At 73.5% G+C, this 16963-nt stretch carries 10 protein-coding genes; 5 read left to right on the top strand and 5 right to left on the bottom strand.

The genetic code is table 11. The features are described 5' to 3' along the window. Nucleotides 1-22: 22 nt before the first annotated feature. From ACFY2Q_RS14235 to ACFY2Q_RS14225, 3 genes are all read right to left on the bottom strand, one after another. Entirely contained in the window at nt 23-505 is a 483-nt protein-coding gene (locus tag ACFY2Q_RS14235; RefSeq protein WP_387130164.1) for a Na(+)/H(+) antiporter subunit C, read from the bottom strand. A gap of 43 nt (nt 506-548) precedes the next feature. Next, nucleotides 549-3383, bottom strand: coding sequence for a Na+/H+ antiporter subunit A (locus ACFY2Q_RS14230; RefSeq protein WP_387130163.1), 2835 nt, complete (start codon nt 3381-3383; stop codon nt 549-551). A 197-nt stretch (nt 3384-3580) separates the two neighbouring features. Then, nucleotides 3581-3967, bottom strand: a complete 387-nt coding sequence (locus ACFY2Q_RS14225; RefSeq protein ID WP_387130161.1) for a hypothetical protein — start codon at nt 3965-3967, stop codon at nt 3581-3583. Between the two features lie 176 nt (nt 3968-4143). Between ACFY2Q_RS14225 and ACFY2Q_RS14220 the strand changes: the two genes are divergently transcribed. Next, nucleotides 4144-8871: a DEAD/DEAH box helicase gene (locus ACFY2Q_RS14220; protein ID WP_387130160.1), complete on the top strand. Its 4728-nt coding sequence runs from the start codon at nt 4144-4146 to the stop codon at nt 8869-8871. 246 nt (nt 8872-9117) lie between these two features. Here the strand turns inward: ACFY2Q_RS14220 and ACFY2Q_RS14215 are convergent, their stop codons facing one another. Beyond that, entirely contained in the window at nt 9118-9717 is a 600-nt protein-coding gene (locus tag ACFY2Q_RS14215) for a hypothetical protein (RefSeq protein ID WP_387130159.1), read from the bottom strand. Nucleotides 9718-9860: 143 nt separating this feature from the next. Here ACFY2Q_RS14215 and ACFY2Q_RS14210 point away from each other — a divergent pair, with 143 nt between their 5' ends. Then, nucleotides 9861-10661, top strand: a complete 801-nt coding sequence (locus ACFY2Q_RS14210) for an S-adenosyl-l-methionine hydroxide adenosyltransferase family protein (protein ID WP_387130158.1) — start codon at nt 9861-9863, stop codon at nt 10659-10661. A 25-nt stretch (nt 10662-10686) separates the two neighbouring features. Further along, the gene (locus ACFY2Q_RS14205; RefSeq protein WP_387130157.1) at nt 10687-10929 is read left to right on the top strand and encodes a CPCC family cysteine-rich protein; all 243 of its coding nucleotides are present in this window, start codon (nt 10687-10689) and stop codon (nt 10927-10929) included. A gap of 25 nt (nt 10930-10954) precedes the next feature. Here ACFY2Q_RS14205 and ACFY2Q_RS14200 read toward each other — a convergent pair whose 3' ends face one another. Beyond that, nucleotides 10955-12223 carry a hypothetical protein gene (locus ACFY2Q_RS14200; RefSeq protein WP_387130155.1) on the bottom strand — a complete coding sequence of 423 codons (1269 nt, stop codon included), beginning with the start codon at nt 12221-12223 and terminating at the stop codon, nt 10955-10957. Between the two features lie 110 nt (nt 12224-12333). Here ACFY2Q_RS14200 and ACFY2Q_RS14195 point away from each other — a divergent pair, with 110 nt between their 5' ends. Together ACFY2Q_RS14195 and ACFY2Q_RS14190 are read left to right on the top strand one after the other, a co-directional pair. Continuing rightward, entirely contained in the window at nt 12334-13134 is an 801-nt protein-coding gene (locus ACFY2Q_RS14195) for a DNA-formamidopyrimidine glycosylase family protein (RefSeq protein ID WP_387130154.1), read from the top strand. Between the two features lie 162 nt (nt 13135-13296). Next, entirely contained in the window at nt 13297-16962 is a 3666-nt protein-coding gene (locus ACFY2Q_RS14190) for a hypothetical protein (protein ID WP_387130152.1), read from the top strand. The last annotated feature ends 1 nt before the right edge of the window (nt 16963 follow it).

Raw genomic sequence — 16963 nt, 5'->3', positions numbered from 1 at the left:
CGAATCCCCCACGTCGTCCCGGTCATCCCGGCTCGCCCTCGTGGCGCAGCCGACGGCGCGCCGGCTCCGGATCGACCTGCTCCAGGTCCCCGTCCGGGCCCTCTCCGCCGTGGTCGACGGCACCCACCTCGTTGCGCTCGGCCTGGCGGATGATCTGCCGGTCCTCCAGGTCGTCGGGCACCTCGTCGTCCCCGGTGAGATACCAACTGCGGTACGCCACGGCGAGGAGGAACGCCGACAACCCGAACGTGATCACGATGGCGGTCAACACCATTGCCTGCGACAGCGGATCACTCATCTCTTCCACCGGGCCGGTGCCCACGACCGGCGCCCCACCGGGTCGCCCACCCAGCAGGATCAGCAGGTTGACCCCGTTGCCGGCAAGGATCACGCCGAGCAGGATCCGGGTCAGGCTGCGCTCCAGCATCAGGACCACGCCGGAGCCGACAAGCACCGCGACGGCGAGCACCAACACCACAGTCGGCCCAGCGTTACCTGCCGTCATGACGCACCGCGCTTCGCGACTGGCCGCGCTCGCAGACTCACACTCATGGCCGGTCTCCCTTGTCGACGGCCAGTCCGCCCGATCCGGTTCCGGTCGCCTCGATGTGCCGGTCCACCTCGGCACCGAGGCTGCGCAGGATGTCCAGCACCAGCCCGATCACGATCAGGTACACACCGATGTCGAAGAACAGCGAGGTCACCAGATGGATATCGCCGATCAGGGGTAACGACGCGTCGATCTTGGCGCTCTGCAGCAGCGATCCACCGGCCAGCATCGCCACGACGCCGCTGCCCACCACCACTGCCAACCCGGCGCCGAGGATCAGGCCCGCGCCCACCGGCGCCGCCTCGGTCAGCTCGTACCGGCCGCCGGCCAGGTAGCGGACCACCAGGGCGAGGCCGGCCACCAGACCACCGGCGAAGCCGCCGCCCGGCGCGTTGTGCCCGGAGAAGAGCAGGAACAGGGAGAACAACACCACCGTGTGGAAGATCAGCCGGGTGATCACCTCCAGCACGATCGAGCGCCGCTCCTCGTGCAGGGTGGGCCCGCCGCGCAGCCACACCCGCCGGCCGTACCGCGCCGTGCGGGGAACCGGCTCCGGCCGACGCGGGCGCGGTCCGGTGCGGGACCGCTCGAAGATCAGGCTGGCCACCCCCGTCGCGGCCACCACAAGCACCGACACCTCGCCCATGGTGTCCCAGGCCCGGATGTCGACAAGTGTCACGTTTACCACATTGCGGCCGTACCCCTCGTCCACCGCCAGGCTGGGGAAGGCGGCGGAGATGTCCGGCGCCCGGCGAGCGCCGGCCGCGACGAGGGCGAGCCCACCGGCCACCACGCCCACGGCCACGCCGATCGCCCGGCGGGTCCATCGGCTGCGGCGCAGCGGGCGGGCCGAGAACCGTTGCGGCAGGCGGCGCAGCACCAGCACGAATACCGCGATGGTCGCGGTCTCCACCAAGAACTGCGTGAGCGCGAGGTCGGGCGCGCCGTGCAGGATGAAGAGCATCGCGGTGCCGTAGCCGGTCACCCCCACCAGCAGCATCGCCGTCAGCCGTCGGCGGGCGCCGACCGCGAGCAGCGCGGCCACCGCGATCACCACCACGACCACCGGTTGCAGGGGGTTGTCCCAGAGTGGAATGCGGGTTCGCCACGGGCCGGCGGCGAGCATCGCGCCGCCGGGCAGCACCACAAGGGTGACCAAGATGATGCCCAGGTACTGCGGGAGGGAGCCCCGCTGGGTCGCCCCTGTCACATCGGTGGCGAGCCGGTCGAACCGACTCACGACCCACTCGTACCCCTGGTTGCCGCTCACCGGCGAGCGGAGGCGTGCCAGCACCGGCGCGAGGGGTCCGCGCATGGCGAAGAGCAGACCGCCGCCGGCGAGCGCCAGCACGGACAGGCCGAGCGCCGGGGTGACGCCGGGCCAGAGCGCCAGGTGCGCGTCGACCGCGCCGAACAGCTCGGCGTACGGGCTCAGCAGGCCGTCCAGCACTGCGGCGGCGGGGCCGGCGAGCAGCCCGATGCTTGCGAGCACGGCCGGCGGGACGAGCATCGACGCGGCGATCGGGGCCGGTGCGACAGGTTCCACGCCCTCCCGGTCTGCGAACGCGCCCCACAGGAACCGGGCGCTGTACGCGACGGTGAACACCGTCCCGACGACCAGCCCGGCGAGGAGCAGTGGCTGGTCGGTGAAGGCCGCGAACACCGCCTCCTTGGCCACGAAGCCGACAAGCGGCGGCACGCCTGCCATCGACGCCGCAGCCAGGATCGCGACCAGGAACAACGGCCGGGACCAGCGCCGCAGGCCTGACAACTGACGCAGGTCGCGGGTGCCGGCGCCGTGGTCGATGATGCCGACGACCAGGAACAGCGCCGCTTTGAACAGCGCGTGTGCCAGCAGCATTGCCGTGCCCGCCAGAGCGGCGGCCGGGGTGCCCGCGCCGGTCACCGCGATCAGCAGGCCGAGCTGACTGACCGTCCCGTACGCCAGCAGCAGCTTCAGGTCGGTCTGCCGCAGGGCCGCCCAACCACCGACGAGCATTGTGGCCACGCCCGCGATCTGCACCACGGGCCGCCACGGGTCGACAGTGGCGAGCACCGGCGCGAGCAACCCGACCAGGTAGACGCCGGCCTTGACCATCGCGGCGGCGTGCAGGTACGCGCTCACCGGCGTGGGTGCCGCCATCGCTGCCGGCAGCCAGGAACTGAACGGCAACACCGCCGACTTGGACAGCGCACCGGCCAGGATCAGCAGCACCGCCACGATCAGGTACCCGCCGCCGGGCAGCGGCTGTGCGGCGATCTCGGACCAGCGGTAGGTGCCGGCGTGCTCGCCGAGCATGATGAACCCGATGAGCATGGCCAGCCCGCCAAGCGTGGTCACGGTCAGCGCCTGCGCCGCCGCCCACCGGCTGGACCGCCGTTCGGTGCTGTGGCCGATCATCAGGTACGAGAAGACAGTCGTCAGCTCCCAGCCGACGTAGAGCAGCAGCAGGTCGTCGGAGAAGACAAGCAGGAGCATCGCGCCGGCGAAGGCGACCAGGACCCCGGCGAACTGCGCCAGCCCCGCCGAGCCTGCTTTGAAGTATCTGGCGCAGTAGACAAGCACCAGCGCGCCGACGCCGCCGATCAACAGGGTCATCAGCCAGGACAGGGTGGTGACCCGCAACGCGATGTCGAGGTGCAGCTCCTGGATCCACGGGTACGTCTCGACAACCGCGCCGCCGTCGGCGACGGCCGGGGTGCGGGCCAGTGCCCAACAGAACGCGGCGGCCGGTGCCAGCGCCAGCGGATAGAACGCTCGCGGACCCCACCAGCGGACGAGCAGCGGCGCGGCGAGGGCGGCCACGAGGTGGAGGATGAGTAGTACCAGCACCCGCACTCCCGATCGTGGTCCCGATGCCCCCGCAGCGGTGACGCCTAGCAGCGATCAGACGCCAGTTCGTCAGCGCTCGGGCGCAATTGCCATAATTCGCCCTTAATGAGCGGGCCGGCGGGCCGGTGGCGGCAAACGCCAGCCACAGGGCACAGAAACGTCCTCAATGGCCGGCTGACCAGGACGGCCGCCGGCGGTCAGCGTAGCAGGGCGTCACGGATGGGCTGCGCGTCGTCCACGTCGGCGCCGCCCTTGCGCAACTCGGCAAGGAGGTCGGCCCGGCCCAGTTGTCGGGCGACCTTACTGACCACCCGCTCAGCGACGGCGAGGGACCGCATCGACAGCAGGCGGCCCCGGCTCTCCCGGCGCAACACGAAATAGTGGACGGCGACACGGACCTGGCCGCGGTCGGCGGCGCTGGCCTGAGCGGTGGAGATCACCAGCTCCCGCAGGCAGTGGGCGAGGCGCTCGGCGAGCGCCAGCTCGGGCCCGTGCAGACCGCCGCGGAGCGTGGCGAGGTGACTGTCGACCTTGCGGATCAGCACGTCGGTGCCGGATTCGACGTGTCGCGGCTCACCGGCCATTCCATCGCCTCCCCCGGTTCGCGTTGCGGGTGAAGTTACTTTATGTTGCTGCTCACAAGCAAGCAGTTAAGTGAGACTTAACGTACTAACGGTGCATCCCGGCGCTTTTCCCGTGCAGTCGGGAACGTTCCGCCGGGACGCTCGTGGTTGTCGTACCGGCGGGGCACGATTGAGCGATGACCGGGGCGGATGTGGATACGGGCGGGGCACTCGACGGGTTCGGCCCGGCCACCCGCGCCTGGTTCGACGCCGCCTTCGCCGCACCCACCGCCGCCCAGGCCGGCGCCTGGCGGTCGGTCGCCGCCGGCCGCAACGCCCTCGTCGTGGCGCCCACCGGCTCCGGCAAGACGCTCGCGGCCTTCCTCTGGTCACTGGACCGGCTGGCCCGCGAGCCCGCACCCGCCGAGACCCGGCAGCGGTGCCGTGTGCTCTACGTCAGCCCGCTCAAGGCTCTCGCCGTCGACGTCGAGCGCAACCTGCGCGCCCCGCTTGCCGGCATCCGGCAGGCCGCGACCCGCCTCGGCGTCGCCCCGCCCGACATCACCGTCGGCATGCGCACCGGCGACACCCCGGCAGACGAGCGACGCGCCTTCGCCCGCACCCCTCCCGACATCCTCATCACCACGCCCGAGTCGCTATTCCTGCTGCTCACCTCCGCAGCTCGGGACTCGCTGCGCGGTGTCCAGACGGTGATCGTCGACGAGGTGCACGCGGTGGCCGGCAGCAAGCGCGGGGCGCACCTGGCCCTGTCGCTGGAACGCCTCGACGAGTTGCTGCCCGCGCCGGCGCAACGGATCGGCCTCTCCGCCACCGTCCGGCCGATCGACGCCTGCGCCCGATTCCTCGGCGGAGCCCGCCCGGTCGACGTCGTGCAGCCGGCAACGCCGAAGACCATCGAGGTAAGCGTGCAGGTCCCGGTGGAGGACATGACCCGCCTCGACGAGCAGGACCAGCCACCGGAGGACGACCTCGGTGGCCCCGGGCCGCGCCGCGCCTCGATTTGGCCGGCAGTGGAGGAGCGGGTCTTCACCCTCATCCGGCAACACCGCTCGACGATCGTCTTCACCAACTCCCGCCGCAGCGCCGAGCGCCTCTGCGCACGCCTCAACGAGCTGGCCGCCGAGAGTCTGGCCGCCGAAGGGCTGGCCGCCGCGTCGGGTGACGGCGCTGCCGGCGTACCCCAGGGGTTGCCGGCGAACGACGGCCCGGCTGCCGACGGCGGCGGTCCGGCGGCAGGCGGCGGCGGTCCGGCTGCCGACGGCGGCGGTCCGGCGGCGGGCGGGCAGCGGTGGGGTGACCCGGCCGGGCCGTTCCGCAACCGGCCGCCGGCCGCTGTGATGGCGCAGTCCGGCGCGGCCACCGGCGCGACGCCCGTGATCGCCCGCGCCCACCACGGCAGCGTCTCGCGCGAGGAGCGCAAGCACATCGAGGAGGCGCTCAAATCCGGGCAGCTCCCGGCGGTGGTGGCCACCTCCAGCCTGGAGCTGGGCATCGACATGGGCGCGGTCGACCTGGTGGTGCAGATCGAGGCACCGCCAAGCGTGGCCGCCGGCCTGCAACGGGTCGGTCGGGCCGGGCACCAGGTGGGCGCTGTCTCGCGCGGGGTGGTCTTTCCCAAGCATCGCGGCGACCTGCTCTCCTGCGCTGTGGTCGCCGAGCGGATGGCCGAGGGCGCGATCGAGGAGCTGCACTACCCGCGCAATCCCCTCGACGTGCTGGCCCAGCAGATCGTCGCGATGGTGGCACTGGAGCCGTGGCCGCTCGGCGACCTGGCCGTGCTGGTCCGCCGCGCCGCTCCCTTCGCCGAGCTGCCCGACTCCGCGCTGCACGCAGTTCTGGACATGCTCTCCGGCCGCTACCCGTCCACCGCCTTCGCCGAGCTGCGCCCCCGGCTGGTCTGGGACCGGGCCACCGACCTGCTCACCGGCCGCCCCGGCGCACAGCGGCTCGCGGTGACAAGCGGCGGCACCATCCCCGACCGGGGCCTGTTCGGGGTCTTCCTGGCCGGCGCCGAGCGGGCCGCCCGCGTCGGCGAGCTGGACGAGGAGATGGTCTACGAGTCGCGGGTAGGTGACGTCTTCCTGCTCGGCTCGTCCTCCTGGCGCATCGAGGACATCACCCCCGACCGGGTGCTGGTCTCGCCGGCCCCCGGGCAGGCCGCCCGGATGCCGTTCTGGAAGGGCGACCAGCTGGGCCGGCCGGTGGAGCTGGGCCGGGCCATCGGCGCCCGGGTGCGCACCCTGCTGCGGCAGAGCGACGAGGCGGCGCTGGCCGCGCTGCGTTCCGGCGGGCTGGACGACTGGGCCGCCGCCAACCTGATGGCCTATCTGCGCGAGCAGCGGGAGGCCACCCGCTCGCTGCCCGACGACCGCACAATCGTCGTCGAACGGTTCCGCGACGAGCTCGGCGACTGGCGACTGGCCGTGCACAGCGTCCTCGGCGCGCGGGTCAACGGGCCGTGGGCCCTCGCCATCGGCCGCCGGCTCGCCGAGCGGTACGGCGTGGACGCGCAGGTCATGCCCTCCGACGACGGCATCGTGGTGCGCCTGCCGGACACCGCCGACGAGCCGCCCGGCGCCGACGTGGTGGTGTTCGAGCCCGACGAGATCGCCCAACTTGTGGAGGAGTCGGTAGGCACCTCGGCGCTCTTCGCCGCCCGGTTCCGGGAGTGCGCCGCCCGGTCGCTGCTGCTGCCGCGCCGCGACCCGCGCCGCCGCCAACCGCTCTGGCAGCAGCGGCAACGCGCCGCACAGCTGCTCGACGTCGCCCGCGAGTACGCCGACTTCCCGGTCACTCTGGAGGCCGCCCGGGAGTGCCTGCAGGACGTCTTCGACCAGCCAGCGCTGGCCGGGTTGATGCGTGACCTGGCGGCCCGCAAGGTCCGGCTCGTCGACGTGGAGACAAGTGCGCCGTCCCCGTTCGCCAGGTCGCTGCTCTTCGGCTACGTCGGTGCATTCCTCTACGAGGGCGACGCCCCGCTCGCCGAGCGGCGCGCCGCCGCGCTCGCGCTGGATTCCACGCTGCTCGGCGAACTGCTCGGCCGGGTCGACCTGCGCGAGCTGCTGGACCCGGCTGTCCTCGCCGAGACCGACAGGCAACTGCGCTGGCTGACCGAGCAGCGCCGCCCGCGCGACGCGGAGGACGTGGTCGAGCTGCTGCGGGTGCTCGGCGACCTGAGCACTGCCGAGCTGACCGAGCGGGGGGCGCCGGAGGCCTGGCTGACCGAGCTGGAGGCCACCCGCCGGGTGCTGCGCGTCCGGATCGCCGGCGAGCAGCGCTGGGTGGGCGTCGAGGACGCCGCCCGCCTGCGGGACGCGCTGGGCGTGGCGCTGCCGGTGGGGGTTGCCGAGGCGTACCTCACCCCGGTGGCCGACCCGCTCGGCGACCTGGTGGCCCGTTACGCCCGCACCCACGGCCCGTTCGCCGCGGCGAGCTGTGCGGCTCGCTTCGGGCTCGGGGTGTTCGTCGTCGAGCAGGTCCTACGCCGGCTCGCCTCCACCGGGCGGGTCGTCTCCGGGGAGTTCACACCCGATTCGGCAGGTGCCCAGTGGTGCGACGCCGAGGTCCTTCGGATGCTGCGCCGCCGCTCGCTCGCGGCGCTGCGCCGGGAGATCGAGCCGGTGCCGCCCCGGGCGCTGGCGGCCTTCCTGCCGCGCTGGCAGCAGGTCGGCGCGTCGGCCCGAGGCGTGGAGGCGCTCGCCGCCACCGTGGAGCAGTTGCAGGGCGCGGCGGTGCCCGCCTCCGCGTTGGAGCGGCTCGTGCTGCCCGGCCGCGTCGCGGACTACTCCCCCGCCCAACTCGACGAGCTGTGCGCCAGCGGTGAGGTGCTCTGGGCGGGTTCGGGTGCCATCTCCGGCGGCGACGGCTGGGTCACCCTGGCGTACGCGGACGCCGCGCCGCTGCTCCTCGCGCCCCCCGACGACGCGTTGACCCGCACCCCACTGCACGACGCGGTGCTCGACGCGCTCGGCGACGGGCAGGCGCTGTTCTTCCGGCCGCTTGCCGACCGGGTCGGCTCGACCGACGACGCCACGCTGACCGGGGTGATCTGGGACCTGGTCTGGGCCGGGCACCTCACCAACGACACCCTCGCCCCGCTACGGGCGGTGCTCGGCGCCGGTGGGGCGCACCGCTCCCGGCCGTCCGCGCCAAGCACCCGCTACCGGCGGCCCGGTCGGGTGGCGCTGCCCACCCGTGGCGGCCCGCCGACGGTTGCCGGCCGCTGGTCACGGCTGCCGGAGCGGGACCTCGATCCGACCCGACGTGCCGCAGCCCTCGCCGACGTTCTGCTGGAGCGACACGGGGTGGTCACCCGCGGCGCGGTGATGGCCGAGCAGGTGGTCGGCGGGTTCTCGGCGGTCTACCCGGTGCTGTCGGCGTTGGAGGAGCGCGGCGCGGCCCGCCGCGGTTACTTCGTCGAGGGCCTCGGCGCGGCGCAGTTCGCGGTGCCCGGGGCGGTGGACCGGCTGCGCGCGTTGGCCGAGACCGCCGACGGCACCCGGGGCAGGGGCGGGCCGGCGATGGTGCTCGCCGCCACCGACCCGGCCAACCCGTACGGCGCGGCGCTGCCCTGGCCGGAGCGCGTGGTCGACTCGGGCGACGGAGCCGCCCCGGCGACCGGGCACCGGGCCGGCCGCAAGGCGGGCGCCCTTGTGGTGACAGTCGGCGGCGACCTGGTGCTCTACGTGGAACGCGGCGGCCGGACGCTGCTCTCCTTCACCGACGACGCCGACACGCTCGCCGCGGCCGGCAAGGCGCTCGCCGACGCCGTCCACTCGGGAGCGTTGGGCGCGATATCCGTGGAACGCGCCGACGGTGAGGCGGTGCACTCCTCACCGTTGCGTGACGCGCTGACCGCCGCCGGCTTCCGGGCCACCCCGCGCGGCCTACGCCTACGCGGCTGACCCACCCTCTGCCCACGAGCGGACGCTGAGCGTGATCGCCCCACGACTCGTCGTGCGGCGCGCCGCCATGCCCTCAGGCAGGCGGCGCCGCTCGACCTCACCTGTGAGCGTGATTCCGCTGTGGCATCTTGATGCCACAGCGGAATCACGCTCACGGGGACGTCCGCCCGGTCGCCGGCAACCAAGCACCAGCGCACGGCACCACCGCACGGCCCCACCGCACTGCCGCCGCGCTGGGGCTCCCGCTCAGCGGAGGTCGTTGAGGGCCTTCTCGTAGCGCGGGCGGTCGGCGGCCGGGGTCTTCGCCGCCAGGTAGTTGAGCACCACGGCGCCGCGCCGGTACGACTGGCCGCTCCACGTTTCCGCGATGTCGCTGGCACTTGTCTCGTCGGGGAACACGTAGACCGTCACGGCATCGGTAGCGATGATCTCGGAGCAGCCCAGGCCGAGGCCGTCCGGGCCGCAGTCCACAGACCGGTCCTTCGGCCGCGGCACCTTCAGGCCGGCGGCCCGGAACGCGGCGACGACCTGCTGGGCGCTGGGCGCGCCGGCGGGGCGCTTGGGAAGCACCACAGGTGGTGGGCTCGCCGGACGCTCGATCGTCCCCTGCTGCGGCGGCGGCCCGGCCGGCTGGCCCGGGGTGGCCGGGGTGGCCGGGGTGGCGGCACCGCCGGACGAACTCTCCGACGGCGGTGGGGCGCCGGGCAGCGCTGTGGCCTCCTGGCTGGGGAGGGACGAGGCGGGCGGGGCCGCGCTCAGCCGGTCGGCGTCGTCGCTGCCGCAGCCGGCCGTGAGAGCGACGGCGACCAGGAGAACACCGACAGCGGGCAGGCTCCGATTTGTCACCAGGGCAGTCTGCCGGTCGACGCCCGACGACGGGAGGGCCAGTCGGCCACTGCGCTGTGTCCCATTTCCGCCAATCGTCGGTCGGCCACGTGACCCGGGTGCACCCCAGGGCTGGCACCGGCGCCGAGCGCTAACCTGCGGGGATGGTCGCCACGCCCTGGATCTCGCTGACCACCGACTATGGCCTCACCGACGGCTTCGTGGCCGCCTGCCACGGGGTGATCGCCCGGATCGCGCCGGCCGCCCGGATCATCGACGTGACCCACCTGGTGCCGCCGGCCGACGTCCGGCGGGGCGCCGCCGTGCTGGCGCAGACGGTGCCGTACCTGCCGGTGGGCGTACACATGGCGGTGGTCGACCCCGGGGTGGGGACCACCCGGCGGGGTGTCGCGCTGGCCACGCCGGGCGGACTGCTTGTCGGCCCGGACAACGGTCTGCTGCCGGAGGCCGCCGCCGCGCTCGGCGGGGTGACCGCCGCGGTGGAGCTCACCGAGCCCCGCTGGCTGGCCACCCGGGTGTCCGGCACGTTCCACGGCCGGGACGTCTTCGCGCCGGTGGCGGCCCGGCTGGCGCTCGGCGCGCCGCTGGCCGAGGCGGGCCCGGCCATCGACCCGGCCGGGCTGGTCCGGCTGCCGCCGCCGATCGTGGCCGCCGACGTCGACGGGTTCACCGCCGAGGTGCTGACCGTCGACCACTTCGGCAACGTCCAACTGGCCGCACCGGCCGAACACCTCGACCCGCCTGCGGCCACCGTCCGGGTGGGACCGCCGGGGCCGACACCGGGCTGGACCGCGGTGCGCGGACGGACCTTCGGTGACGCACCCGACGGCGGCCTCGTGGTGTACGCCGATTCGGCCGAACTGGTGGCGATAGCGGTAAACGGTGGGCGCGCGGTGGACCTCCTCGGGGTGGGCCCGGGTGATCTTTTGCGGGTGGCCTGGTGACATTCAACTGTGGAATGCTGCCTCGGTGGGTGAACACGTAGTTCCCGTGGGCTGTCCCTGTTGCGCCTCTCGCACCGGCGGCGGGACCTGCCCGGTCTGCTTCTGGACCGACGACGGGCAGACAGACGCCGACGCCGACGCGGTGCGGGGTGGCGCAAACGGCGACCTGAGCCTGTCGTACGCCCGACTCAACTACGCCGTCTACGGGGCCAGCCATCCGCGTTACCAGGACATGGTGCGCCCAGCCCGCCCCGACGAGCGCCCCTGACGGCGCCCGACGGGGCGAGACCCGGTCAGCAGACCGGAACGGTGCCGCCGTACACGGCGGAGATGTACGCGTGGCTGACGTACTGCCCGGCCGCCAGGCGGTTCCACCTGGTGGTGGTGCGGTAGGGGCCGGTCACCGACTGACCTGTGACGTAGCACTGGATCGGCACGTTGGCGTACTGGGCGGCGAGCCCACGGACCGCGTACGACGTGCTGGCCCCGCTGCGGATGTTGAGCGGGCCGTCGCCGACGACACCGCGCGACCCGCCGCCGGTCCACAGGTAGGCGACGTCCACCCAACTGTTCGTGGTGAGTTTCAGGCCGTCCCAGAAGGTGCCGTCGGCCAGGTCGATGCCCGCCGGGTTGAGCACGGTACGCCCGAACTGGTCCCGCCCGCCGTTGTAACCCGACTGGTAGGCGGCCTGCGCCTCGGGTCGGCCCTGTGGCAGGTTCTTCCAGTTCTCCCGCACGGCCGCAGGGTTCCAGTAGTCGTCGCGTGTGTTCCACGGCCCGACGTCCCAGACCGGCGCGTACTCGCAGCGGGAGCCCGTGGTGGTGCAGACCCGCACCGTGTAGTCGCCCGTGTTGAGCGGGGACAGGCCGCGCCGTGACGGCAGGGCCGCGAAGTGGTCGCGTGGCTGCACGGTGCGGCCGTTGGCGGTCACCTCCCCGACCAGCCCGATACGTGTGGCGTACACCCGGTAGGTGCGGCCGGGCGTGGCTGCGGCGACGGCGGCTGTCGCGTCGGCGGTGAGCTGGACGCCGCGTACCGTCGCGGTGGCGCCGCCGTTTGGCGCGGTCAGCACCACACGGGTCTGCACCTGCTTGACCGGCCGGTCGAAGACCGCGCCGGCGGTCGCGGCCCGCCATTCGGTCCAGCCGCTGACCCGCCAGCCTCGGACCTGCACCTCCACCGTCGCACCTGCGGGAACGTCCGCGGTGAGTTCGGCGCGGACGCGGGTGGCCGGGCGGGCGAGGGTGCGCGGGGCGGTCAGCAGCATGCCCTCGGCGACCGCGCTGTGCGGGCTTCGCGGGCTGCGTCCGGTGGATCGTGCCTCGCGCAGCCGCAGACCGGCGGGGGTACGCCGGACGTTGACGTCGTCGCGGTCAACGACCGAGAGGTCGGTGTTCCACCGTTCGCCATCGGGCGCGACCGCGGTGTGGGTGACCACGCCGCCGACGCTCGGGGTGGCGGACGAGAATCCGCTGGTGAGGGGCACGAGGGCGGCCGTGAGTGCGAGGGCGAGGGCGGCGGTGAGGGTCGTGGAGCGGATACGACAATGAGGTCGTCTCATGGGCAATCTCCTCAGATCCCCCCTGACCCTGCCATGTCTGGAGATCATGAGGAACCGAGGTACAAATAGCGATACATGTGAATCTCGTTCGACTGAGGGAGGATGGCAGGGTGCCCGAGGGTGACACCGTCTGGAACACCGCGCGCGTGCTGCACCGCGCGCTGGCTGGCGCGCGTCTCACCGGCAGTGACTTCCGGGTGCCGCAGCTGGCCACCACCGACCTCACCGGCTGGACGGTGCGCGAGTCCGCCAGCCGGGGCAAGCACCTGCTGCTCCGTCTCGCCGCCCCGGACGAGGCGCAGTGGACGCTGCACTCACATCTGCGGATGGACGGCGCGTGGCGGGCGTACGCGCCGGGGGAACGGTGGAGCGGCCGCCCGGCGCACCTGATCCGGGTGGTGCTGCGCAGCCCCGGCGCGGTCGCGGTCGGCTACCACCTGCACGAACTGGCGCTGGTGCCGACGGTCGAGGAGGAGCGCCTGGTCGGCCACCTCGGCCCCGACCTGCTCGGCCCGGACTGGGATGCGGCCGAGGCGGTCCGCCGGCTCACCGCCCACCCTGAGCAGACCATCGGCGAGGCGCTGCTCGACCAGCGGAACCTGGCCGGGGTCGGCAACCTCTACAAGTGCGAGGTGCTCTTCCTGCGGGGCGTGTCACCGTGGACACCTGTCGGCGCGGTGCCCGACCTGCCCGGCATGGCGGCTCTCGCGCAGCGGCTGCTGGCCGCCAACCGGGGCCGCTGGACACAGAGCACCACGGGCTCGCTGCACAGGGGGCAGACCAGCTACGTGTACGGGCGGCGCGCCCAGCCCTGCCGCCGCTGCGGCACCGCCATCCGCAAGCAGGAGCTGGGCGAGCGGGTGACCTACTGGTGCCCGGTCTGCCAGCCGGAGCACGCGCAGCCCGGGTGACGGGCCTCGTCGATCGAGCTCATCCCAGATACGGACGATTGGGTAATTCCTATCTGGCCGCGAACGTCGCATGCTGCGATTGAGTGCTTACCAATCGTCAATGAAGTGCCGAGGTCCGCCACGTCGGGGTGGCGAGTCTCGTGCCCCGTCCCGGGGAGAGCCATGGCGATGTTTCGCAGACTCCGCTCCACGTTCTTCGACCGGCCCGCCCAGGGCAACGGCGACGCCAACGGCCGGGCGGCGCCCGTCCCGGCAGCCCGTACCCCCGAGGAGACGACCCCGGCGGCGAGCCTGGACCCCGCCGCCGCGCCCCGCTGCTTCGGCCCGGTGCCGAACTTCGCCTACAGCCCACGGCCGGCGCGTGACCCGCGCGGTCACCTGGTGCCGGGCACCGGTCTGCGGAAGTTCGTCGACGCGCTGCCGGTGCCGGGCGAGTTGGGTCGCACCGACCTGGGCAGCTACCTGCCGGTGGCGGTGCCCGACACGATCAGCTATCCGGGCTGCGACTACTACGAGATCGGCCTACAGGAGTACGCCCAGCGGCTGCACCGGGACCTGCCGGCCACCCGGCTGCGCGGCTACCGGCAGCTCAACCTGGGCACCGACGTGTCGGGCCACAACACTGTGGTGCCGCCGGAACGTCCCTGGCACCTCGGCCCGATGATCCGCGCCCGGCGGGGTCGGCCGGTGCGGGTGAAGTTCATCAACCAGCTTCCCACCGGCCGGGCCGGCGAGTTGTTCCTGCCTGTCGACGAGACCGTCGAGGGCGCCGGCATCGGCCCGCTGGACGGCCCCGCTCCCTACCCGCAGAACCGGGCGGTGCTGCACCTGGCCGGGGCGCAGACCGGCTGGACAAGCGCCGGCAACCCCGAGCAGTGGATCACCCCTGCCGGGGAGATCACCCCGTACCCGACAGGGGTCAACCTGGCGCACGTGCCGGACATGCCGCTACCCGGTGCCGGCGCCACGACGCTCTACTACCCGAACGAGCAGAGCGGCCGGCTGCTGTGGTGGCACGACAACACCCTCGGCCTGGCCCGGCTCACCGTCTACGGCGGGCAACTCGCCCTCTATCTGCTCACCGACCCGGCCGAGGACCAACTCGTCGCCGACCGGGTGCTGCCTGCCGACCAACTGCCCCTGGTGATCGAGGACAAGACGTTCGTGCCCGACGACACCCAACTGGCCGCCGAGGACCCGACCTGGGACCGGGAACGCTGGGGAGCCCGGGGCAGCCTCTGGCACCCCCACGTCTACCAGCCTCGGCAGAACCCGTACCGGTCCGGCGGGCGCAACCCCACCGGCCGGTGGGACTACGGCCCCTGGTCGCGCAACCCGGCCCCGGACGGCAGCCGGTCCGACGGTTGGCCTGCCAACGACGGGTCCACGGGCGGGCCACCGCTGGTCGGGCCGGGTCCGGTGCCGAACCCGCACCACGACCCGGTGGGCGCGCCGGCCGAGCCACCGCTGCGCCCCGGGGTGCCGCACCCGTCCGCGGTGCCCGAGACGTACGGCGACACGCCCCTGGTGAACGGCGTCGCCTACCCGTACCTGGAGGTGCGGCCCCGCGCGTACCGGTTCCGGATCCTCAACGCCTGCCTGGACCGCTGCCTCAATCTTCAGCTCTACCGGGCCCGCTCCGACGGCCCGATGTGGACCGACGACGGGAGTCTCGCCGACGCGGAGGCGGGCGAGGTGCCGACGGTGCCTGCCGTGCGGGCGGCGGACCAGCCGGCCGGGTGGCCGACCGACGCACGGGACGGCGGTGTGCCGGACCCGCGCGCCGCCGGGCCGGCGTTCATCCAGATCGGCAACGAGGCCGGGCTGCTGCCCGCCCCTGTGGTGCTGCCCAGCCGGCCGATCAGCTACCGCTACGACCGGCTCGACCCGACAGTGCTCAACGTCGACGGGCACACGCTGCTGCTCGCGCCCGGTGAGCGCGCCGACGTGCTCGTCGACTTCTCCGCCGTGCCACCGGGCAGCACTCTCATCCTCTACAACGACGCCCCGGCACCGCTGCCCGGTTTCGATCCGCGCTACGACCAGCACACCGACGCGCCGGACCGGACCGCCGAGGGCGGCCCGCCGCCCACCGAGCCCGGGTACGGTCCGAACACCCGGACCCTGCTGCAATTCCGGGTGTCCGGAGCACCCGGGGAGCCGTACGACCTGGACCGGCTGCGCGAGCGCCTGCCCGTGGCGTACGCGGCCAGCCAGCGCCCGCCGATCGTGCCGCAGCCGGTGTACGACCGGGCGTTCGGCACCCGGACGGCTGGGGTGACCACAGTGCCGGTGCACGCCGCCACTGTGACGTTCACTCCCGCCGGCGCCGCCGTCCCGGTGACCCTGCCGGTCGAGGTCAAGGCCGCGCAGCACGTCTTCGAGCCCGGGCACGGCCGGCTGGCCGGGCGGCTCGGCGTCGGCCACCCGCTGGCCGGGCCGCTCACGTCGGCGACCCTGCCGCTCGGCGCCAGCGACCCGGTCACCGAGGTGCTGTTCGCCGCCGACCCGGCCCTACCTGTGGGGGCGCCTACCGACGGGACGCAGATCTGGCGGATCAGCGGGAACGTCAGGCAGACCGAGCCGCTGCGCTTCGGCGGCTGTGACGTGCAGGTGGTCAACCGGGTCGGCTGGGACGGCACCCTGCGGCCACCGCACGGCGCGGAGCTGGGCTGGAAGGAGATCGTCCGGGTCAACCCCCGGGAGGACGTGGTGGTGGCGCTGCGCCCGGTCGCTCCGGCCCTGCCGTTCAAGCTGGGCGACAGCGTCCGACTGCTCGACCCGGGCCGCCCGCCCGGGGCGCGGACCGGGTCGACTCCGGTCAGCCCGGCCGACGGGCGACCCGCGGTGGTGGTCAACCAACTTGTCAACATGGGTTGGGAGTACCGCTGGCACAGTCAGCTCGCCGGTCACCGCGACCTCGGCATGAACCGGCCCCTGGTGCTGCGGGTGACGCCGAGGGCGCCGACCGGGCTGACCGCCACACCGGTGCCCGGCTCGGCCACCGCGTTGCCGGCCATCGCGCTGACCTGGACCGGCAACGGCGGCCGCCCGTCCGCGACGAGCCACCTGCTGCAACGGGCCACCGACGTGACATTCGCCGGCGACGTCACCACGATCACCGTCGCGGCCGCCGCCACCCGGTACACCGACGCGACAGTCACCCCGGGGGTGACCTACCACTACCGGATCCGGGCGGAGAACGAGGTCAGCTACTCGTCCTGGTCGAACAGCGTGCCCTCCTCGGTGCAGTTGGCCGCCCCGGGTGGCCTGCTCGCGGCGATCCCGCCGGCCGCGCCGCTGCGGGTGGCGCTGCGCTGGACGAACCGGTCGTTCGCCACAGGCATCGACGTGCAGCGCGCCACTAACCCGACATTCACCAGCGGGCCGGGCACCACGGCGATCGGGGTAGGCGACAACCATCTGGACGCCACGATCGCGCCGGACACCACGTACTACTACCGCGTCCGGACCACGTACCTGGGCGCCGCGTCGGCCTGGTCGACTGTGGCGACGGTGAGCACCCCGCCCGCGCCGGCCACCCCGGTCGGGGTGAGCGCCGCCGCCAGCGCGCCGGGGCCGGACACCGCCACTGTCGTCCTGGGCTGGACGGCCAACACACCGGCAGGCCCGGGGGCCGGGTTCATCGTCCAACGGGCGTTGGACCCGGCGTTCGGCCGGGAGGTCGCCACCTTCACGGTGACCGGTCGCGGCTTCACCAACACCGGGCTGGCCAGGGGCGTGACCTACCACTACCGGGTGCGGTCGTTCAACGTCGTGGGCAGCTCGGCGTACACCGGCCCGATTCCGGTCACCACCCCGCCGTGAC

It is taken from the genome of Micromonospora sp. NPDC000316 (assembly GCF_042898885.1).
Lineage (GTDB): Bacteria > Actinomycetota > Actinomycetes > Mycobacteriales > Micromonosporaceae > Micromonospora.
Note: the sequence above shows the minus strand (reverse complement) of the source record. Positions and strands in the feature narration are given on the sequence as shown.